The organism is Ruminiclostridium papyrosolvens DSM 2782 (assembly GCF_029318685.1).
Taxonomy (GTDB): domain Bacteria; phylum Bacillota; class Clostridia; order Acetivibrionales; family DSM-1351; genus Ruminiclostridium; species Ruminiclostridium papyrosolvens.
This window is the reverse complement of the sequence record NZ_CP119677.1, coordinates 1,235,671-1,257,312: the sequence shown is the minus strand read 5'-3', so window position 1 is coordinate 1,257,312 and position 21,642 is coordinate 1,235,671. Positions and strand designations below refer to the sequence as shown.

At 40.4% G+C, this 21,642-nt stretch carries 22 protein-coding genes and 1 riboswitch; all 22 genes read right to left on the bottom strand.

The genetic code is table 11. The features are described from left to right. Window positions 1-28: 28 nt before the first annotated feature. The 22 genes from P0092_RS05545 to P0092_RS05440 are packed head-to-tail and all read right to left on the bottom strand — an operon-like array spanning window position 29 to window position 21,232. Window positions 29-1,123 carry a pyridoxal phosphate-dependent aminotransferase gene (locus tag P0092_RS05545; RefSeq protein WP_004617003.1) on the bottom strand — a complete coding sequence of 365 codons (1,095 nt, stop codon included), beginning with the start codon at window positions 1,121-1,123 and terminating at the stop codon, window positions 29-31. Next, window positions 1,120-2,088 (bottom strand): adenosylcobinamide-phosphate synthase CbiB, encoded by a 969-nt coding sequence (cbiB, locus tag P0092_RS05540; RefSeq protein ID WP_004617002.1) that lies wholly within the window; start codon window positions 2,086-2,088, stop codon window positions 1,120-1,122. Before cbiB ends, P0092_RS05545 begins: the two co-directional genes overlap by 4 nt. Before the next feature lie 8 nt (window positions 2,089-2,096). Beyond that, on the bottom strand, window positions 2,097-2,732 hold the full coding sequence (locus tag P0092_RS05535; RefSeq protein ID WP_004617001.1) for a precorrin-8X methylmutase: 636 nt from the start codon (window positions 2,730-2,732) through the stop codon (window positions 2,097-2,099). Between the two features lies 1 nt (window position 2,733). Next, complete coding sequence (locus P0092_RS05530) at window positions 2,734-4,248, bottom strand: cobyric acid synthase (RefSeq protein WP_004617000.1); 1,515 nt, start codon at window positions 4,246-4,248, stop codon at window positions 2,734-2,736. 12 nt (window positions 4,249-4,260) lie between these two features. Beyond that, entirely contained in the window at window positions 4,261-5,601 is a 1,341-nt protein-coding gene (locus P0092_RS05525) for a cobyrinic acid a,c-diamide synthase CobB (protein WP_051131991.1), read from the bottom strand. A gap of 39 nt (window positions 5,602-5,640) precedes the next feature. Continuing rightward, a complete protein-coding gene (locus tag P0092_RS05520; RefSeq protein ID WP_004616998.1) occupies window positions 5,641-6,828 on the bottom strand; it encodes a bifunctional cobalt-precorrin-7 (C(5))-methyltransferase/cobalt-precorrin-6B (C(15))-methyltransferase in 1,188 nt (395 codons plus the stop codon). Continuing rightward, on the bottom strand, window positions 6,825-7,187 hold the full coding sequence (locus tag P0092_RS05515; RefSeq protein ID WP_004616997.1) for a sirohydrochlorin chelatase: 363 nt from the start codon (window positions 7,185-7,187) through the stop codon (window positions 6,825-6,827). Before P0092_RS05515 ends, P0092_RS05520 begins: the two co-directional genes overlap by 4 nt. Continuing rightward, window positions 7,184-8,488: a glutamate-1-semialdehyde 2,1-aminomutase gene (hemL, locus tag P0092_RS05510; protein ID WP_004616996.1), complete on the bottom strand. Its 1,305-nt coding sequence runs from the start codon at window positions 8,486-8,488 to the stop codon at window positions 7,184-7,186. The genes P0092_RS05515 and hemL overlap by 4 nt, the downstream gene beginning before the upstream one ends. Beyond that, complete coding sequence (hemB, locus tag P0092_RS05505; protein ID WP_004616995.1) at window positions 8,485-9,462, bottom strand: porphobilinogen synthase; 978 nt, start codon at window positions 9,460-9,462, stop codon at window positions 8,485-8,487. Before hemB ends, hemL begins: the two co-directional genes overlap by 4 nt. Beyond that, window positions 9,455-10,969, bottom strand: a complete 1,515-nt coding sequence (gene cobA / locus P0092_RS05500) for a uroporphyrinogen-III C-methyltransferase (protein WP_004616994.1) — start codon at window positions 10,967-10,969, stop codon at window positions 9,455-9,457. The genes hemB and cobA overlap by 8 nt, the downstream gene beginning before the upstream one ends. Before the next feature lie 17 nt (window positions 10,970-10,986). Then, window positions 10,987-11,868: a hydroxymethylbilane synthase gene (gene hemC, locus P0092_RS05495; protein WP_040758334.1), complete on the bottom strand. Its 882-nt coding sequence runs from the start codon at window positions 11,866-11,868 to the stop codon at window positions 10,987-10,989. 38 nt (window positions 11,869-11,906) lie between these two features. Beyond that, window positions 11,907-13,124: a precorrin-6A reductase gene (gene cobK / locus P0092_RS05490; RefSeq protein ID WP_242831714.1), complete on the bottom strand. Its 1,218-nt coding sequence runs from the start codon at window positions 13,122-13,124 to the stop codon at window positions 11,907-11,909. Window positions 13,125-13,154: 30 nt separating this feature from the next. Beyond that, window positions 13,155-13,889, bottom strand: a complete 735-nt coding sequence (cobJ, locus tag P0092_RS05485) for a precorrin-3B C(17)-methyltransferase (protein WP_276187098.1) — start codon at window positions 13,887-13,889, stop codon at window positions 13,155-13,157. Window positions 13,890-13,908: 19 nt separating this feature from the next. Continuing rightward, entirely contained in the window at window positions 13,909-14,928 is a 1,020-nt protein-coding gene (hemA, locus tag P0092_RS05480; RefSeq protein ID WP_422784820.1) for a glutamyl-tRNA reductase, read from the bottom strand. Next, window positions 14,916-15,938 carry a cobalt-precorrin 5A hydrolase gene (locus tag P0092_RS05475; RefSeq protein ID WP_004616989.1) on the bottom strand — a complete coding sequence of 341 codons (1,023 nt, stop codon included), beginning with the start codon at window positions 15,936-15,938 and terminating at the stop codon, window positions 14,916-14,918. Before P0092_RS05475 ends, hemA begins: the two co-directional genes overlap by 13 nt. 2 nt (window positions 15,939-15,940) lie before the next feature. Further along, window positions 15,941-16,696, bottom strand: a complete 756-nt coding sequence (gene cobM, locus P0092_RS05470; RefSeq protein ID WP_004616988.1) for a precorrin-4 C(11)-methyltransferase — start codon at window positions 16,694-16,696, stop codon at window positions 15,941-15,943. A 2-nt stretch (window positions 16,697-16,698) separates the two neighbouring features. After that, window positions 16,699-17,379: a precorrin-2 C(20)-methyltransferase gene (cobI, locus tag P0092_RS05465; protein ID WP_004616987.1), complete on the bottom strand. Its 681-nt coding sequence runs from the start codon at window positions 17,377-17,379 to the stop codon at window positions 16,699-16,701. 4 nt (window positions 17,380-17,383) lie between these two features. Next, window positions 17,384-18,538, bottom strand: coding sequence for a cobalt-precorrin-5B (C(1))-methyltransferase CbiD (gene cbiD / locus P0092_RS05460; protein ID WP_004616986.1), 1,155 nt, complete (start codon window positions 18,536-18,538; stop codon window positions 17,384-17,386). Between the two features lie 4 nt (window positions 18,539-18,542). Next, the gene (locus P0092_RS05455) at window positions 18,543-19,388 is read right to left on the bottom strand and encodes an ATP-binding cassette domain-containing protein (RefSeq protein ID WP_004616985.1); all 846 of its coding nucleotides are present in this window, start codon (window positions 19,386-19,388) and stop codon (window positions 18,543-18,545) included. Window positions 19,389-19,400: 12 nt separating this feature from the next. Beyond that, window positions 19,401-20,180: a cobalt ECF transporter T component CbiQ gene (gene cbiQ / locus P0092_RS05450; protein WP_004616984.1), complete on the bottom strand. Its 780-nt coding sequence runs from the start codon at window positions 20,178-20,180 to the stop codon at window positions 19,401-19,403. Then, entirely contained in the window at window positions 20,177-20,470 is a 294-nt protein-coding gene (locus P0092_RS05445) for an energy-coupling factor ABC transporter substrate-binding protein (RefSeq protein ID WP_004616983.1), read from the bottom strand. Before P0092_RS05445 ends, cbiQ begins: the two co-directional genes overlap by 4 nt. Before the next feature lie 15 nt (window positions 20,471-20,485). Beyond that, the gene (locus P0092_RS05440) at window positions 20,486-21,232 is read right to left on the bottom strand and encodes an energy-coupling factor ABC transporter permease (RefSeq protein ID WP_004616982.1); all 747 of its coding nucleotides are present in this window, start codon (window positions 21,230-21,232) and stop codon (window positions 20,486-20,488) included. A 167-nt stretch (window positions 21,233-21,399) separates the two neighbouring features. Next, window positions 21,400-21,615: riboswitch (cobalamin riboswitch) on the bottom strand. Window positions 21,616-21,642 lie beyond the last annotated feature (27 nt).

Sequence of the window (21,642 nt, the reverse complement as noted above, 5' to 3'; positions counted from 1 at the left end):
AAAAAAGTAAGATAAAGTAATGCCTTTACTAAATTTTACCACATTGTGATAAATAGTGTAAAGGCGACAGGATTTTCTTTATAGAATTTATAAGATATTGATTATCTTCTTTTGATTTTACGGCAATCCTGAAATATGTTTCATCAAGTCCTCTATAATTACCGCAGGAACGTATCAATATGCCAAATTTTTCAAGTTCATGAGGAAGTGATTTTACCTCTGTTCTGAATAAAATATAGTTTGCTTTTGAATTTACAACTTCAAAGCCAAGCTGTATAAGACTATTTACCAAAAATATTCTGTTATGTTCAATTAGTCCTCTTGTTCTGTTAATATAATCTGTATCTTTGAGAGCAGCAATCCCACACTTCTGAGCAACTACAGACACACTCCAAGGCTGGCCTGCCCTATTCAGCCCTTCTATGACATTTGCATCGGAACATATTCCGTATCCCAAGCGGATTCCCGCCATAGCATATATTTTTGTAAATGCTTTAAGGATAATTATGTTCTTATAGGTGTCAAGACTGTCCATAACACTGTACTTCTGTTGATTATCCAAAAAATCCATAAAACATTCGTCAACTACCAGAATAGTCTTTGTTGACTTACACTTTTCAGCAATTTTTAAAACAGTTTCCTTATCTGTAAGAACACCCGTAGGATTATTGGGGTTGCATAAAAACATAAGCCCCATATCAGAAGTTATTTTATCAAGTATATCAATTTCAAGCCTAAAATTCTTTTCCTTTGATAGATAATAATAATCCACATCACTGTCAAACAGCTTTACTGCATCTTCATACTCAGAAAAAGTAGGTGCAGTAAGAAGTACTTTTTGCGGCCTTATGGCAGAAGCAATTCTATATACCACATCAGCGGCTCCGTTGCCACAGGCTATATACTCTTCCGGTACATTTAAATAATCTGAGATTTCCTTTTTCAATTCTCTGCATAAGGGATCAGGATAGTTGCAAAAATCGTCTACACCATTGATAATGGCCTTTTTTACACCCTCCGGCAATCCCAAAGGATTGATATTTGCCGAAAAATCAATTAGCTTTAAATTCTCCGGTAAATTTTTTTTACTATAAATATCTCCCCCATGAACAAGCTTTTTCATTTAATTCCCCCTGAAACAACCAGCCTGCATCCGCATAGAATAACAAATGCTATAAATGCAGTTGCGTACATGAGCTTATTGGCTGTTTTTATGTCATCCGGTTTTATTTTTCTGTTATTATCGCCAATGGTTTTCTTCTTTACAAGCTTTCCAAAATAATATGCATCTCCTGCGAGTTGTACATTCAGTGCGCCTGCGCATACAGCCTCTGTCTTTGCACTATTGGGACTGGAATGATTTCTTTTATCCCTCCTGTATATCATGAGTGCATTTTTATAATCCAAGCCACAGACAAAACTAGCCCCAATCATAATATATGCAGATAAAATGGCAGGGATAAAATTCAAAACATCGTCAAACCTTGCTGCAAATCTGCCAAAGTAAAGGTATTTGTCATTCTTGTAACCTATCATTGAATCCATTGTATTAACAGCCTTGTATAAAAACCCCAGAGGTGCTCCTCCAATAACCAGAAATATCAAAGGTGCAATTACTCCGTCCGAGGTATTTTCGGCAACAGTTTCAACAGCAGCTTTGGTTATCCCCTCTTCAGTCAGGTTTTGGGTATCACGTCCCACTATCCACGATAAATACTTCCTTGCGTTTGCCATGTCATGGTTTTTGAGATGATAATAAACCCTCATGCTCTCGGTCTTTAAGCTTTTGGCTGCAAGTATCTGATAACAGAACAGGGATGCAACAGCCACTTCAGCATATATACTTACCCTGCTTAGAAAATACAATAGCAAAAACGGTATAATGAATGTACCTGCTGTAACTAATATGGCAAGAACTGCTCCTGCCATAAACTCGCCTTTTTGTGATTTTGGAAAAGCCTTTCCTAGCAGCTTCTCACCCTTTGAAATAAACCAACCTATCAGCCTTATTGGATGAGGCAGCCATGGAGGGTCCCCAAAAATTATGTCCAGCATAAACCCAATGGCAACTTCAATTATTATTTTCATATAGCCTCCTATTGATTAATATCTCTTGGAGAAGCCATATACAGTAAGGCATTAACTATTGCTGCTGCCACGTTGCTGCCACCCTTACGCCCTCTGGCTACTATAGAAGGAATATTCTGCTTCATTATCAATTCCTTTGATTCAACAACGTTTACAAAGCCCACAGGAACACCAACAATGAGTTTAGGCTTAACCTTATCTTCATTTATCAGATTATTAAGCTCAATTAATGCGGTAGGGGCGTTTCCGACCACTATAACAAGGGGCTTTTCTATTTCAGCTGCCTTTCTCATGGATATGGCAGCTCTGGTAGTTCCCTCTGCCAAGGCCTGCTCCGCTACTTCACTATTTGACATAAAGCACATAACTTCGCAACCACAGCGAGCAACAGCAGCCTTATTTATTCCTGCCATGGCCATTTGAGTATCTGTGACAATACAAGCACCTGCTTTTAAGATTTCCACAGACTTTTCTATGACACCCTCAGAAAACACCAGACTGTCTGCGTATTCAAAATCAGCAGTGGTATGAATAACTCTCTTTATTACAGGCTCACAATTCTTGTCAAGAACTCTGTCTCCAAGTTCACGGCTGATAATCTCAAAGCTCTTATTTTCTATTTCCATTGGTCTCATTATTTCCATGTCAGATTCCTTCCTCAATAACCTTGTAAATATATTTCATATCAAGAGATTCTCTTAAAGCGTCCGCCAACAAATCATACTGCTTTTCCTTATACTCCTTTAAATTAAAGGAAGTATGCTTCTCATATTCCAGACCTTTATCCTTCATTAATGCCTCTGCAATCTCTGCAAGTATTTCATCACTGTCAAAAACTCCGTGGACATATGTACCGTATATGTTCCCCTTTTGCATACCGTCAGGCTTTTCATTACCATTGATTTCAGTCAGTTTACTAAGAGATGAACTACCTTCGTTTCCTGCCTCAGAAGCAGTATAACCCATATGTATTTCATAACCTTCAAAGGTTTTTCCGCTAAGGCCCTTGAATATTCCTTCTACTTTACCAAAAACCCCTGTAACTCTTGTCCGGGTTTTTTCTTTTTCAAATACAGTTCCGGATTTTAAAAGCCCCATTCCCTTCATTTCCCCACCGTGCTCAACACCGTAGGGGTCACTGAGCTTTTCACACAGCATCTGATAGCCTCCGCATATTCCGAATACAGGCTTATTTTTTGCTGCGTGCTTTTGGATACATACTTCCAGTCCATTTTCTCTCATCCATTTCAAATCACCCATGGTATTCTTACTGCCCGGAATAATTATCAAATCCGGGTTTCCCAACTCACTGACACCTGATACATATCTCACACTTGCACATTCAATATGCTCAAGTGCATTAAAGTCAGTAAAATTGGAGATTCTGGGAAGTTTGATTACCGCAATATCAATAAGGCCTACGGTACCTTGTCTGGAAAATCTTTCAGTGAGACTGTCTTCATCGTCAATATCAACCTGAAGATATGGTACAACACCAACAACAGGAACATGTATCAAATCGCAGAGCATATCAAGGCCCGGCTTTAAAATCTCTACATCTCCTCTGAATTTATTGATTATTGAACCCTTGACATGTTTCCGCTCTTCTTCGTCAAACAGCATAACCGTTCCGTACAAAGAAGCAAAAACCCCTCCCCTGTCAATGTCTCCTGCAATCAATACCGGAGCTTTCAACATCTTTGCCAGCCCCATGTTTACAAAATCATCACGCTTTAAATTTATTTCGGCAGGACTGCCTGCACCTTCAATAACTATAATATCATTTTCCTCTGAAAGGCTTTCATAAGCCCTTTTTATTTGGGGCAGCAAATTATGCTTGTAGGCATAATACTCTGTAGCAGTCATGTTTCCTATTGACTTTCCCTCTACAATCACCTGTGAACCCTTATCGCTTGTAGGCTTTAGTAAAATAGGATTCATTCTGACATCAGGGGCCTTTCCTGCCGCTTCGGCCTGTACGACCTGAGCTCGACCCATTTCTGAACCGTCAGCCGTAATATATGAATTCAGAGCCATATTCTGTGATTTAAAAGGTGCCACCCTATAGCCATCCTGTGCAAATATGCGGCACAATCCCGCTGTCAGCAGGCTTTTCCCCGCATTTGACATGGTTCCCTGAATCATAATTGGTTTTGCCATAGAAATCATCTCCTAAATGTGTTTACTAAAATTACAGCATTTTTGCAAAAAGCTTTCTGCGAACTTCGTATTTCCATAAAAATGTATGTGAGGATATCCTGCAAACAAAGTATCTGATGCAAAAATGCATTTCCATTTTCTTTTGCCCTCCGGCTTTACTGACTCAAAACCGTTTCCGTTGTTATCACTGTCACTGTAATGAAATTCGTGAGCATTAATACTCTCACCCTTTTTACAAAACAAATTGTCTTCTTTTGCAATTAGAGTTGTATAACCGAATCTGGTCAGTCTTTCACACATTGTGCTGTTTCCGTCAAGAACCCCTGTCATAGGATACTTGTTGTTCTGCTTATTTGAAATTGATTGCTGAAGATACATAAAACCTCCGCACTCGGCATATGTGGGCAACCCTTCTGAAAGGGTGTCCTTTATGCTCTTTAGCATGGTTTTATTAGAGCTTAATTTCTCTGCATACAGCTCGGGATAGCCTCCCCCCAATATTAGACCCTGTATATTTTCAGGTAAGCTTTTATCTTCAAGGGGTGAAAAATATGTAAGCTCCGCTCCCATTTCCCTCAGCAGCTCAAGGCTGTCCTCATAGTAGAAGCAAAAAGCTTTGTCCTTTGCCACAGCTATATTACAGCTATATTTTTTTCGCACGGAAACCTTGTCATACTCCATAGCGCCTGCTGTTTGTGCCAGTCCCACAAGAGCGTCAATATCAATAAACTCCTCCGCATTTTTAGCCATTATATTCAGCTTTTTTCGGATATCTTTAATTTCTTCCGCTGTAACAAGCCCCAAATGTCTGCTTTCAATAACAGCCTCCGGCATAGGCGGTAAAAAACCCAATACCCGTATTCCGGTCTTTTCCTCTATCATCGGTTTGTACATCTGATAAAGTCCGGGTGAAACTGAATTAATAATAACACCCTTAATATTGTTTTCAGGCATAAAATCTCGGAAACCGTTTATTATTGCCGCTATGGAAAGAGCCATTCCCTTGGGGTTAACCACTAATACCACAGGTGTCCCTGTTAGTCGGCTAATGGAATAAGACGAATGCCTGCCATCATTTCCAAGTCCGTCATAAAAACCCATAACTCCTTCAATAAAAGAAATATCATTTCCGACAGAATTTTTGTCCAAAAGATACTTCAGGTTATTATCTCCCAAGAGAAATGTGTCCAGATTTCGGGACTTGATACCTGTTATTTCAGTGTGAAACATGGGGTCGATATAGTCAGGCCCGCACTTAAAAGCAGAGGTTCTAACCCCTCTGTCCACCAGTGCATTCAGTATTCCGCAGGTAACAGTGGTTTTACCGCAGCCGCTTCCTGTTCCTGCTATCATAATTCTGGCAGTTTTTCTTGTCTCGATTATAGCCACCCCCTAAAGGCTTTTTCCTGTAATAATATATACCGGGTTGTTTGCATTCATCATATGGTAGCCTCCAACCTTTTTGGAAACAGACGAATTAATACAAACCACTTCCGCATCAAAACCATTCTCTTCAAATGAATTAATGGCAGCATTGAGACTTTCTAAAGTAATTGCGTTGGCTACAATATGTATTCCTGGATTTACCTCTGTAAGGTGTCGGACAATATCAGCCATATTTCCGCTGCTTCCACCTATAAATGCTTTGTCAGGTACGGGAAGTCCTTCAAATATATCCGGCGCAGTACCTGAAACTACCTTGACATTATAGGCTCCAAGCTTAACTCTGTTTTTGCTTATCAGCTCCAGAGCCTCAGGATTCTTTTCAATAGCATAAACGCTACCGTCAAAGGCTCTTCTTGCCATTTCAATGGCAACTGAGCCTGTTCCTGCTCCAATATCAAACACAGTATCACAGGGTTCAATTGCCAGCTTTGCAAGAGTGACGGCACGTACTTCTTCCTTTGTCATCGGAACCTCTCCACGTTGAAAATCCTCATCAACAAGTGGAATATAATAGTTAACATAATCAGGGTTTTCCAACAGCATAACAGCGAGATTACCAAAGGTGTATCCTGACAATTCCTCCACCGTTCCCATTACAATACGCTCCTCAGGCATTGACAAATTTTCTCCCACGATTGCTTTTATCTCTGTCAAGCCATGTTCTGAAAGACTTTTGCATATTGAATGGGCTTTATTTTCTCCTCCCGTAAGCACGAAGACTTTTGGATTATAGGATATCAGCCCCAGTATGCTTTTTTCCCGTCCGTGGAGACTGACAACCTTTATATTTTCGTAACTGTTTCCGGTTTTTGAACAAAAATATTGCAGACTACTTATACCACATATCACTTCAATATCAACTGTATTCTCCAGTTTTTCTGACAGGCTTCCTGCAATACTGAAAAAACCTGTATCTCCTGAAACCAGCAAAGCGATATTCTGACCTCGGGAAGTCTCAATCAGCTGTGGCATTTCTGTCACAGAGCACTCTATAACCTTCCTTTTTGAACCGGATAAAAATCTGTGTGCAGTACTGTATATAACATCACAGGTTTTCATCAGCTTTAAGGCTCTCTGTGTCAAAAAATCCTCCGAGCCTGTTCCGGCACCGATTATATACAGTTTCTTTTTCATAATGCCTCTCTGATTCGGTCTGCCAGAACATCTGCAAGTCTTGGGTCAGCTCCCAGAGTATTTCCTAAATTCACTTTAATACCGGGATGTTTTTCAAGATATTCCTTTATCTCTCCGGGTATATCCTCTCTGATATGTATTCCTTCAAAAAGAAAATACGGTACTACTGTTATATCATCAGCACCATTTTTAACAAGGATATCAAGTCCTTTTTCCAGATTTATGTCACAAAACTCCATATATGCAGTTTCAATCATAACTCCCGGAAGCTGTGCTTTTGTCATATCTGTTATCTTTTGCAAAGTCTCCAGAGTTTTTGTTTCACGACTTCCATGAGCAAGAATCAGTATTGCCTTCATATTAGTTCCTCCATTAAAGAAATATTTTCGACCAAGGTTTCTTCGGCCGATTTCAAGGTAGCATCAATATCCTCATAAGTATGTGCGGAGCTTACAAACATGGCCTCAAACTGTGACGGCGCAAGATAAATTCCTTTGCTTAGCATACTCTTGAAATAAGCGGCATAATTCTTGGTATTGCTTAGTTTAGCCTCCTGATAGTTGGTAACGGGGTTTTTTGAGAAAAACCCGCAAAGCAGAGAACCAACTCTGTTCAATGTAATTGGCGCCTTGTATTTTTGTACTATTTTTTCAAGTCCGTTTCCTAAAACTTCAGCCTTTTTATTAATGTCTTCATATATTTCAGGCTTGCTTTTCAAAATCTCAAGCTGTGCAAGTCCTGCTGCCATTGCAACGGGATTGCCGGAAAGGGTTCCCGCCTGATAAACACCTCCGCAAGGAGCTACATGTTCCATTATTTCTTTTCTTCCTGCGTAGGCCCCTACAGGCATACCACCGCCTATTATTTTACCGAAGGTGACAATGTCAGCTTCAACTCCGAAATACTCCTGTGCTCCCCCTGCTCCAAGACGAAAACCTGTAATAACCTCGTCAAAAATAAGCAATGCGGAATTTTGACGGCAAATACCGGACAATTCCTTCAAAAAACCTTCTTTTGGAGGAATAACTCCCATATTTGCTGCAACAGGCTCTATAATTACAGCTGCTATCTGATTCTTATTTTCCTCGAATAACTGTTGAACACTGGAAATATTATTGTAAACAGCAGTTAAAGTATCTCCTGCCACGTTCCGTGGTACTCCCAGACTATCAGGGACTCCGGCAGTCAGTACACCTGAACCTGCCTTTACAAGCATACTGTCACTGTGTCCGTGGTAGCAGCCCTCAAACTTAATAATCTTGTCCCGTTTTGTAAAGCCTCTCGCCAGTCGGATAGCACTCATAACAGCTTCTGTTCCGCTGTTAACCATTCTGACCATTTCAACTCCCGGTACCATGGAGACTATCAACTCTGCTATTTGTACCTCAGTTTCAACAGGTGCTCCAAAACTAAGTCCGTTATGCAATACCTTTTCAACCTTTTTCAGTATAAGGTCATTGCTATGGCCTAAAATCATAGGGCCCCATGAACAGACATAGTCAATATACTCTCTTTCTTCCACATCATAAAGCTTTGAGCCTTTTGCACGACTTATAAATAAAGGGTTTGAGCCCACTGCACGAAATGCTCTTACGGGGCTGTTAACACCACCGGGAATGACTTTTTTTGCTCTATCAAACAAATCGTTACTTGATATCATCCAATATCCCCCTTCTTTATTGCTTCGGAAATTTCTTTAGCAAAATAGGTTATAAGTATATCTGCACCGGCTCTGAAAATGCTGACTGCACTTTCACACATTACACCGTATTCATCTATCAGTCCCTGAGAGGCAGCAGCCTTTATCATGGCATATTCACCGCTGACACTGTAGGCTGCCAGAGGAAGCTTAGTTTTTTCCCTGACTTCCTTTATAACATCCAGATAAGCCAGTGCAGGCTTAACCATCAATATATCCGCACCTTCCTCAACATCAAGCAGCGCTTCCTTTACAGCTTCACGTCTGTTATGATAATCCATCTGGTAGCTTTTACGGTCTCCGAATGCAGGCGTAGAGCCTGCTGCCTCACGGAAGGGACCATAAAATGACGAGGCATACTTTACAGCATATGACATGACAGGAATGTCTGTGAATCCATTTTTATCCAGAGCCGTCCTCAGGGCATTTATTCTGCCGTCCATCATATCCGACGGAGCTACTATGTCCGCTCCTGCCCTTGCATGGGACAAAGCTATCTTTTCCAGATAGGGCAGAGTTCTGTCATTATCTACCTTTTCACCCTCCAAAATTCCGCAGTGACCGTGAGATGTGTATTCACACATGCAAATATCCGTTATTACCTGCATCTGTGGATACCTCTGCTTTATTTCACGTATTCCCTGTTGTAATACTCCGTTTTCATTGTATGCCTCCGTACCTTTTTCATCCTTATGCTCCGGGAGACCAAAGAGAAGTACGGATTTTACACCTGCTTTCAGGGCATTTTCAACCCCTTCCCCCACCATATCGGGGCTATAATGGTACTGTCCGGGCAGGGAACTGATTTCCTTCTTTATATTATTACCCTCTATTATGAAAAGAGGCTGAATAAGTGAATCAGTTGACAGTCTTGTTTCTCTTACTGCTTTTCGCAGCACTTCACCTGTTCTCAATCTTCTTGGCCTGTTAATCATTAATATTACCGCCTCCTATTTCCAATAGCTTGTCTGTTATTGAATCAATTGTAGATTTTTCAGATATTACATATGTCAGGTTATACTTTTTAGCTGCTTCCGCCGTCTGATTTCCTATACAAACAGCCGTCATACTCCCTAAAGGAATATCTTTCACAGATGCCATAAAACCCTCTACAGTGGATGCACTTGTAAAAGTTATATATTTCAGTTCACCATCAATAATCATTTTTCTGATTTCATCACTGTTCTCATTTATATAATTTGTATGGTACAAGGGAACCCGGTCAAATTTTATATTATTGTTATTGAAAATATTAACAATATCGTCACTTGCTATTGCCGCATCACAAATAAGAACCTTTTCATTTTCTCCTACAAGCTGTGAAACGCCCTGTGCAAGATGGCTGCCGTCAAAGATTTCAGGAGTAAAATCCGAAATCAGCCCTACTTCCTTTAGAGCTCTCGCTGTCTGACTTCCAACCGTACCGATTTTTATGTTTGCAAGAACTCTTGCATCCAGCCCTTTGGAATTTAAGTAATCAAAAAATATCTGTATACCGTTTTTACTGGTAAATAAAATCCAGCCATATTCACTTAGCTTTTCACATACACTGCAAAGCTTTTCATTCTGAGGTATTGGTACCACCTCAATACAGGGATACTCTAAAGGCTCCGCACCCAGTTGGCGAAGCTTCTCCACAAGTGTACCTGAAGACGCCTTAGGTCTTGTAACGAGTACTTTTGTACCGAAGAGAGGCTTTTTCATGAACCAGTTGAATTTGTCAGAGAGAGTGCAAACCTTACCTACAGCAATAATGGCAGGAGATTTTATTCCCATCTTCAAAGCCTTTTGCTCCAGTGTACCCACAGTGGCTACCAGTTTTCTCTGGTTAGGCCTTGTACCGTTCTCTATTATTGCAGCGGGCATGTCCTTATCCATACCTGCATTTAAAAGCCCATTCATCAGATATGAAAGTAGGGATAATCCCATGAGGAAAACCAGTGTTCCGTTTAATTCCTTTAATTCATTAAATGGAATAGAAAGCTGTCCTCCCTCTCTGGCATGTCCGGTAATAATATGCATAGAAGAGCAAAAATCCCTGTGGGTAGCCGGTATCCCTCCGTAGCACAGTGCTGCCACAGCTGAAGTTACTCCGGGAACAACCTCAAAGGGAATATCATTTTCCTGTAAAAGCTCAAGTTCTTCTCCTCCCCTCCCAAATACAAAAGGGTCTCCTCCTTTAAGCCTTATAACAGTTTTTCCTTCCAGTGACTTGTTTAGGAGTATCCGGTTAATATCTTCCTGTTTAACAAGGTGGAATTTATTCTCTTTTCCTACATCTATTTTTTCCGCCTCAGGCGGTATCATTTTTATAATTTCATGGGATACCAGTCTGTCATACACTACCACATCAGCCTTAGAGAGAAGTTCTGCTCCTCTTAAGGTAATAAGCCCCTTATCTCCCGGCCCTGCGCCAACTAATGCCACAAATCCATGTTTCATAACCTCTGCCTCCCCCCTTAAATCCTTCTGCAGCTTTCCATCTTTTTTACCAGTTCATAGCCTAATTCCACAGGATTTTGCCTGCTTCCTGAAACACATTCCTTCTTTGATTCCCCCGTAGCTTCATTATGGTACAAGCCCTTGAGAATAATTTCACTTTCTACAATGGTTGCATAAGCCGCGATTGGTGTACTGCAACCGCCATTCATTTCTCGTACGAAGGTTCTTTCTGCATGTGAAATACATAGGGATTCCTCACTATGGAAAAGCTTCAGAAAATCAAAGTTCTCTCCGGCTCTGCCCTGTACAGCTATAATACCCTGACTTGCCGCCGGAAGAATTTCATCAACTGAGAAATATCTGCTGATACGACTTTCAAGGCCAAGTCTCTTAATGCCCGCAGCAGCAAGTACTATAGCTGAAAACTCACCGCTGTCAAGTTTTTTAAGGCGGGTTTGTACATTTCCACGAATTGGGGCTGTTTTATGATTAGGAAATAAAGCTTTTAACTGCAGCTGCCTTCTCTGACTTGAACTTCCTATAGGTTCATTGTTTTCTGTATTTTCACCTTGAGGCAAAACAAAGGCATCTCTGGGGTCCTCACGCTTTGACACGGCTACAACAGGCAGCTCAGGATTATCTTCCAGAGGCATATCCTTATAGCTGTGTACGGTTATATCAACCTCATTATTGTATAGTGCATAATCCAGCTCCTTGACGAAAAGGCCTTTTCCACCAATTTTATCAAGGGTTTTGTCCAGAATCTTATCTCCCGTAGTTTTCATTGTAATCAATTCCAGCTCTATATCAGGGTCAAATTCTCTGATTGCAGCCATTACCATCTCGGATTGTATAATTGCAAGCTTACTGTCCCTGCTGCCTATTCTGATTTTTTTCATGTCAAATACCATAGCCTTTCCTTCTTATGATGAAATCCTCAATGTGTAGCCTGTCCGATTTTCCTAATCTTTTGCGCAACAGATTTTACAAGACTGTGATTATCTCCGTTCTTGGAAACCAGCCCCCCCACTATATCATCAAATTCGAATATTGCAGGAAAGTAGAAGCTGCACTCCTCTCTGCAATCCGCTATACTCATTTGTATGCCCTTTTCCTTGGCATCCAGATATACCTTATGGTTAGTTTCTCTGTCATCTGTAGCGGTAACCGCAAGAAACTTATTTTGAATATCCCGTGATTCATAATATCCTTTTCTGTAATTAAACAGCTTCTGGCTGAACATTTCTTGAAGCTCCGGGGTGAGATAGGGAGATACCAGAAAAATATCCCCTCCGAATTTCAGCAGAGTTTTTACCCTGCGAGCTGCTATCTCTCCACCTCCCACAACAAGAATCTTTTTTCCCGTTAATTCAATAAACAGAGGGAATCTTCCATGTTGAGTCTCATTACGTAAACCAAGTCTTTCCGTAATTACTGTCTTTAAATGAGATATTGTAAGTCCGCCACTTTCAGCCTTACGGGATATAAGAATTACGATAACTCCGAGGGCTTCTGCCGCAGAAATTTTTTCCTGAAAACCTCCTGCGGAGCCTGTGTCCTTAGTTACCAGATATTTTGCATTTATCTGCTTTAAAGTGGCAGTATTCATCTCATATGAAAACGGCCCCTGCATACAGATAAGGTTTTTACCTTTGAAACCCAGTTTATTGCACTTATCTACCACCTCAGCACTAGGCAGTACCCTTGCAAATATTCTGGTAGCATAATCTGACACACCTGTAAAGGCCTCCAGTTCCTTGCTGCCTGTAGTAAGAAGAATATTGCCCTCCACCGTATTCAAATACTTTACTGCTTCTTGTGTATCATTTACTTCTATTACTTTTCCGGCTGATATTGACGGCCTCAGCAGCCTTATATATTCTACATCTGCACTGTTGCAGGCAGACTTAATATTTTTAGTTACCAGTTCTGCATATGGATGGGTTGCATCAATAACAAATGTATAATCCGGAACCATTTGAAGTATCTGTTCTTCCGACAGCCTCCCCGTTCTTACCTCTATCCCGCTGCCAGAAGGCATTACCATATTTCCGTATTCGGTTGCAACACAGGCAGTAACGGCTGCTCCTTTATCTGCAAGGAATTGTGATATTTCTCTGCCTTCAGTTGTTCCTGAAAAAACAAGTACCTTCATATGCAAACTGTATTCCGCCTTTCAATGATTTCATATACCTTTGTACCCTCTTGAAGTTACAAGTCTGTCATTTATTACCCGGGTATTTTTGTTGCCGATAATAACTGTTGTAAACATGTCCACCTGCTCTTTTACCAGTTCTCCCAAAGTCAATATTTTTGAGGTCTGCCCCTCGCGTCCTATATTCCGTACGTATCCGCAGGGGGTATCCCTGTCTGCCACCGACAATATTATCTCGCAAGCTTTTTTAAGATAATCACTTCGTTTTTTGCTGGAGGGGTTATATATGCAGATTGCAAAACCCGCTTCAGCCGCAAGTTTAAGCCTTTTTTCAATAACCTCCCAAGGTGTGAGAAGATCACTTAGGGATATAACGGCAAAATCATGGGTCAAAGGTGCTCCAAGTACTGCGGCCGCAGACGAAGCCGCGGTGATTCCCGGTATAACTTCAACCTGTATGTCAGTTGCTTCATATTCCGCCAGAACTTCATATATCAGACCTGCCATACCATAAATTCCTGCATCTCCAGAGGATATCAACGCCACTTTTTTCCCTGCTATAGCGGCTTCTACGGCCAATTTACACCTGTCAACCTCTCTTTTCATGGGGGTTGTTAATGTTTCCTTGTCAGGCAGCAGATGTTTTATTAAATCAATATAAACGTCATATCCAACCACCAGCTGACTTTCCTCAATAGCCATGATTGCCTTTCCCGTAAGCTGGCAATCCTCTCCCGGCCCTATGCCCACAACATATAGTTTCAAGTTAACCTCCCATTACTCTTTAAAAATTTATTAACCCTGCCTCTTTACGATAATTTTCCCATTTTTCAAACTGTAAAATAAAACCAAATATTATCTCTTTGATTTTAATTACTTCCTTATGATTAAGCACCGAAAAATCGGTGTAGAACCTGTCAAGATTATAGCTTTCCACTCCCGGAATTTTTGAAATACCCGGCTCAATATCTCTGGGCAATGCCAAATCAACAAATAGCTCAGGCTTTCTTTCATGTTTTTCAACCATATCACGGGTTATGGTGAAGTGAGGACTTGTCGTTGCGCTTATAACCACATCTGAGCAAGCAAGAAACTCTTCTCTTTCATCATATGAAATTGTATTGCAGCCTACTGGAACAATTATTTCTCCGTGTTTATACTTTCTGAGTGTGATTGTTATATCTGCTCCAAGTTCAAGTAGCTTTTTGCAGCACAATCGTCCTATTTCGCCGTTACCTATTACAAGAACTCTTTTGTCAGCAAAACAATATTTTTTTGATAATTCTGATATTGCGCTTTCTGCTGCCGAAGTAGGAACTGCCTTTATTTTGATTTCCGTTTTAGCTTTCTTTGCCGCTGTAATACTGAGCCTGAACATGGTCTCCAGGGTTGAATCAATGGTTTTCTCCTCCCGGGCAATAGTAGCTGCGTGTTTTACCTGTGTAATTATCTGGTCCTCAAAAAGCACCATTGACTGAAGTCCGCAAGCTACTTCCATCAGGTGAAATATGGACTCTGAATCATATCTTATACTGAATAAAGGCATTAATAATTTATGGTCTTCCACTCCCGACAATTGACACAAAAGCATTGCAGGATTCAAATTATCAATGTTTTCTCCTGAAATATACAGTTCGGTTCTGTTGCAGGTACACAGAAGTACTGCTCCTGAAACACCCCCAACGGCTTTTATACTTCTAAGTATTTCTCTGATTCTTGTGGATGTATAGCTGAATCTTTCACGGACATCAATGGCAGCCGATTTATAGTCCAAACTTGCTGATATAATAGTCAAAATCTGCATCTCCAATCTTTTTTTGATAATGCCGCTGTTATTCCGTCCCAACTGCATTTTGGAACTACAAGCCTTCCATTGTTGGCCTTAACTGCTGCCCGTTCACAAACATTGTCAACTCCGGTAATCTCTTTTACAAAATCCGATTTTGAAAAATCCCCGGGAAGCTCTGCAAGCTCATTTGCCGAATATGTATGAAAAGGAATTTTCCAATCAGCACTTAAAGAACATATTGCATTTTCATTACTTTTTAAGTCAATAGAAGCTATAGCTTCTATCGCATGGGGTGAAATCCCGTTTATATCAAGAATAAAATTCACAAAATTCAAAAGTTCAGAATACTTTGTATTTCTTCTGCAGCCAATACCTAAAACATATTGCTTGGGCATAAGCTGAAGTGTTTCTGAAAAAATCTGCTTTGAGTTGTCCGATATACAAATTCCCACCTTTGTACTGTCTGACATAATTACATTATCAGGCAAACTCCCTTCAACGGGAAAATCCGAATGAAGCCCCACCTTTTCTCCGTTTAATATTGCAGCTGACACTTTTTTAATCATATTGATATTCATTATTTGACAGCCTGCATTTACTGCCCATGAATCAACTGCAAACCGCCCATTTATATCTGTTGCCGTCGTAATCACCGCTTGTGCATTTAATACTTTTGCTATAATACTTGCTAACTCGTTTGCCCCGCCTATGTGGCCTGATAAAATCGGAATCACATACTTGCCTCTTTCATCAATAACCAGTACCGCAGGGTCACAGTCCTTGGAGGTTACAAAGGGTGCAATTGCCCTGACGGCAATCCCCGCAGCCCCTATAAAAACTATAGCGTCACTAACCTCAAATGCCTTTCGGGTAAACTCCGCCAAACTGTCTTTCAAGACTTGGGCTCCCTCCAGCTGATACTTGCTGTAACCTCGAGCATCATACCCCTGAGTATTAAGCTTTTGCTGCAAATTCAGGCACAGCTTGCCCCCTTGTTTTGTAAATGCTGCTAAAGTTATCTTCATAACTATTTGACTGCCTCTCTGAATTCATGAGAAAAAGTTGGATCATACAGCTTTGACCTTGAGTACTCCGAACCAAGGAAATCTCCTACAAGTATTAATGCGGTCTTGTTGATATTATTTTCTTTTGCAGCTGTATAAAGCTCTCCTACGCATGTCCGTACAATTTTTTCATCCGGCCAGGTAGCCTTATATACAATGGCTGCAGGTGTATTTGCTTCATACCCTCCGGCTACAAGCCTTCGGCTTAATTCCTCCAACAATGAGGAACTCAGGAACAATGCCATGGAAGACTTATGTGAGGCCAGTTTTGATATTTCTTCTCTTTCAGGGACAGGAGTGCGTCCCTCCATTCTGGTAAGTATCAAAGTCTGGCTTACATCAGGCAATGTGTATTCTGCTTTTAACGCAGCTGCCGCACCGCAAAAAGAGCTGACTCCCGGAACTACAGTATATTCAATGCCTCGTTCAATCAGCATATCCATCTGCTCACGAATGGCACCGTATATACTTGGGTCTCCTGTATGAAGCCTTACAGTGCTTTTTTGCTCTCTTTCTCCACGTTCCATAACAGCTATCACTTGTTCCAATGTCATTTCCGCACTATTAAATATTTCACATGTTTTTTTAGTGTAATCAAGCAAGCCCGGATTCACAAGTGAGCCTGCATAAATAACGATGTCAGCTGTCTCCAGCAGTGTTTTGCCCCTAACCGTAATCAGGTCAACGGCTCCGGGCCCTGCTCCTATAAATGTCACCATACTTATTTATCCTTTACTATTATAATTGAAAAGTAACTTGAATCATCAGATACCTCATCAAGACTTTTGTAAACTCTCTGATTTTCCATACCGCAGCATTCTACCATCAGTGAATAACGATACAGACCCTTCCTCTTCAAAGCAGCCTTTATATCAGTAAGACTTTTTCCGCTTTTCATCAGCACTTTTGTGCCCTTTAAATCCAGAAGTTCTTCTGTATCTCCGTAGGATGCAGGTATAATGTGCAGAGTTTCCCCTCTGTCACACAAAGAAATATTCAGTGCCCCCGCAGAAGCACAAAAGGAAGTAACCCCGGGTATTGTCCGTGTAATATAGCCCTTATCCTCAATAATCCGCTGAATGTTCATATAGGTAGAATAAATTGTGGGATCACCCAATGTAATGAAGGCTACATTACTACCTTTTAACAATTGCTCCTCTATCAAACTACAGCTTATGCCATGACTCTTTTCAAGTAAATCAGTATCTCTTGTCATGGGCATGGGACAATATACTACCGCTTTGTCCTTTATGTATTCCCCCACTACTTTCATAGCAGTTTTTTCGCCTTTTGTATCTGGTATAGCTATTACATCTGCCATCTGCAGAACTTCAACCGCCTGAAGCGTCAACATTTTAGGATCTCCCGGCCCTACTCCAACTCCATATAAAATTCCCCTCATATATTTATCCCTTCTCTGATTCCTTACATAATTCTTTAATCATATCTTCAGCACCCGAGGTCTGATAATAAACTCTGTCTTGCAGTTGTCTGTTTAAATCCGTAAACATCACAACCTCTATATTGGCTTTATGGTTTGCTCTATAATTAAGATGAAACTTTACTTTTTCAAGAATACTGATATTAACGGCCTCTTCAAGGCCTTCTTCTCTTAGTATGACATTTATTTCATCCGTAGTCATAGACTGCATTATTTTACTTATACACTCCTTGGAAGCACCATAAAGTGCTGCATGAGCCGCAAATATTTCACACCTGCAATCTGCTGTCCTTGAATGGGTATTCATAATACCTCCGGCAATTTTGCACAGTTTACCTGCATGTCCTATAAGTAAAATGTTCTTAATATTATTATAAACCGAATAATCAATAGTTTCTCCTATATAATTGGAGCATTTTAAGCCTTTGTCAATGTCCAGCCCCAATCGTTGCAGTGCAAAATCCCTTCCAAAGTTACCGGGAGTTATAAGAAAATATTTATTATTTTGTGCAATTCTTACATCAATTTCCTTATGAATAGTCTCTACTAAAGCCTTTTCACTCATAGGCTCAACTATCCCGCTAGTCCCCAGTATTGATATACCACCAGTTATTCCAAGCCTTGGGTTAAAGGTTTTTTTTGCAATTTCTTCTCCATTTTCTGCTGATATTTCAATACAAAAGCCACCTTTATACCCGTAGGTCCCGGACACCTCTCTTAAAACCTCATGTATCATCTGCCTTGGTACGGGATTTATGGCCGCCTCACCAACGGCACATTGAAGTCCTGATTTTGTAACTCTTCCAACACCACTGCCGCCTTCAATCAATATTTCTTTTTCCAGTTTTTCAACCTTTGCAAAAATTTTGATACCATTTGTCACATCAGGATCGTCTCCTGCATCTTTTTTTACTGAGCAGCTGATGCTTTCCTTCTGTTTATAAATATCACCTATTTGCAAATTTAGTCGGATACCCTTTGGAGTATTAATTATAACCTCATCAACAGTTGTATTTCCTAAAAGCATTACAGCACAAGCCTTTACGGCTGCTGCCGCACAGCTTCCGGTGGTGTATCCGCACTTTAATCTCTTGCCGTTTTTTACAATAAATTCCTCCATATATTTACCCTGCACCGTTTATAAGACTTAAAATGGATGCCCTTGCTTCTGATATTGTAGCTGCCGTTGTGTCAACCTTGAGCTTGTCCCGCTGATTCAGTATTTCCATCAGATGTGCCATTCTTGGAAGCCTTAATGAATGTTCCCTCAGAAGCTCTGGTTTTGAAAGTACTTCTCTTACATTTCCGCCCATAACTACTTTTCCATGGTCCATGACAAATACGTCGTCGCAATATAAAGGAACAATGTCCATTTCATGTGTTGCCAATATAACTGATACTCCCGTTTCTTCTTTTATCTTTGTCAACAGATTAAGAATATCACTTGCCCCTTTGGAGTCAAGTCCCGCAGTGGGTTCATCCAGAATAATCACATCAGGCTCCATAGCCAAAATCCCGGCTATGGCAACCCTTTTTTTCTGCCCGAAGCTCAATGCATGTGTAGGCTTGTCTACATATTCCCCAATTCCTGTTTGAACAACGGCCTTTTCAACTCTTTCCCTGACCTTCTCAACACCAAGTCCAAGATTTATAGCTCCAAAGGAAATATCCTTTTTAACACTTGAGGAAAATAATTGATCATTTGGGTCCTGAAAGACTATACCCACCCTTTTTCTCATTTCAATTATACCTTTTTTATTATATTCCACCTCACTGCCGTCAAAAAAAACTTTTCCGTTGTCAGGTGTCAAAACACCGTTAAGGTTCAAAAACAAGGTTGACTTTCCCGCACCGTTTCCGCCCAAAACTGCTGTTGTTTTACCCTTTTTGATTGATATACTGACATTTTCCAGAGCTTGATGTTCTCCGTCATATGAATAACTCAGATTCTTCGTTTCAATTATGTACAATAGAGCTACCTCCTACAATAAAAGCCTTTCTGCAAGACCTGCACTTAAAAGCAACAGGCATAACAGGATTGAAAGCATATACATCTTTTTGCCGTTCATATATTCATCGTCCAGTGTAACAAATTGTCCGTTGTAGCCTCTGGATTCAAGCGCCGCATAAACCCTGTCGGAGCGGTTGTAGGCACGTATGAACAGCATACTTATGATTTCACTTGTGGATTTCAAAGAAGTTCTGAAATTACAGTTCCCCAGTCTTGAATTTTTTGCTACGTTCATTCTCCCTATTTCATCCAGCAGCACAAATATATATCTGTATATCAACTCCATAAGCGTAACAATAACGGCCGGAAGCTTTGTTTGTCTAAGCACCTGAAACAGGTCAGTCATGGGGGTGCTCAAGGACAGGCAATACATGCAGCTTACTCCCCCAAGGGCGTTGAGTACCAGTTTCAAGCTATTTGTAAGAGTTACCCGGTCAATGCCGTAAACATATTTTCCGATTCTAACACCCAGCAAATAAACATGATTTAAATCAAACCGATTTATCAGTATTGTTATTGTACCAACCATTAAGAAGCCAAAGGGGATAAAAAGCATCTTAAAATATGCCGAAAGCTTTATTTTTCCCACCCCTACCGTAGTAACTGCCATAGCGAGTATGGTTGCTGCACTTACAACAAATGAGTTTAGTGAAATACATAATAATAAGGGGAACATTGTGTAAATCAATTTTGCTTTGGGGCTGATATGGGCAAGTTTTGAATCATATGCATATTTATCTATCAGTATCATGTTTCTGCTCCGGATTTTCCTTTAACAGAAGTCATTCTTCCAAGTATAAAACCTACCACTCCTGCGCCAATTGCAGCTTGCAAGGCAAAAAGCAGTGACTCTATTTCTCCGCTCTTAGGCTCAAATAGTGATTCAAACCATGGCTTGTAGTCAGGAGCTATTTTAGTTATCTGTTCTTCTGCAAGACCGTCTGCGCCCGCAAATTCAGCATTCTTTATAAAAATAGGCGGTGCAGCAAGAATTACTACTACTACTGCTATCAAAATTAAATTCTTTTTCCATAATTTCATGACATTCTCTCCTTTTTAATAAATTGCTGATAGTGCCTTAAGCTCTTTTGCACTGTATTTTGCGAGAACATTATAAATAACTACCGTAAGAAGTCCTTCACAAACAGCAAGCGGAACTTGAGTAAAAGCAAAAATACTTATAAACTTCCCGAGGGAGACCATAAATCCTCCAGTAGCGTCAGGATATGCCATGGCAAGCTCCACAGAAGTTATCACATATGTCATCAAATCTCCGAAAAATGCTGCAAGAAATACTGCAAGTCCTGCTTTTGCACCCAATCGTTTAGATAGCTTGAACACTCCGAAAGAAACCAAAGGCCCTACTATAGCCATGGAAAACACATTTGCTCCTAAGGTTGTAATTCCTCCATGTGCCAGTAAAATAGCCTGAAACAACAGGATTATAGCTCCTATTACGGACATGGCAGTTGGCCCGAACAAAACCGCGCCCAGTCCCACTCCTGTTGGGTGCGAACAGCTTCCGGTAACTGACGGCATCTTGAGTGCTGAAAGCACAAAAGCAAAAGCGCCGCACATTGCTAACAGAGTCAGGTTTTTTGAAGATATTTCGATTTTCTTTTTTATTGAGAAGAATCCAATCAGGAGAAATGGCATACAAAGCACTCCCCAGCTGATACACCAGCCCGGTGCCAGATATCCTTCCATGATGTGCATTGCAGATGCATTTGCAGGAAAAATAAAAATAGCGCACACCGCAATTAAAAGACAAACAAGGTAGTTCTTTACTCTTACACGTTTCATTATAATAAACCTCCGACTTAATAATATTTGCCAAAAAAATAAAACCTTTATTTATTTTGGTAATAAAGGTTTTATTTGTAAAAAAGAACGTATAGTCTTATACTGTTTTCTCTTTTGACAAACTACACACTTCATACACTGTGAAGTCATAGTACTCTGCATATTTGGCATCTGCAGAAATACTGGCAGGTCTTCCGACTCAGATATCATAGCAAAGTTCTCGCCTTCCCGGACTAATCACCCAGTGGCATGTATAAGCAAAAATAATTCTTGCTTTTTTAGAGAACCGCTCCATCATACGGCAGCAGGACTGTTCAGGATTTTCACCTGATTCCCTCTTAGTTACTCATAATTTTGAGCAAACCAATATCGTTAATTATTAAATTTTAATTGAATTATATACCATTTAT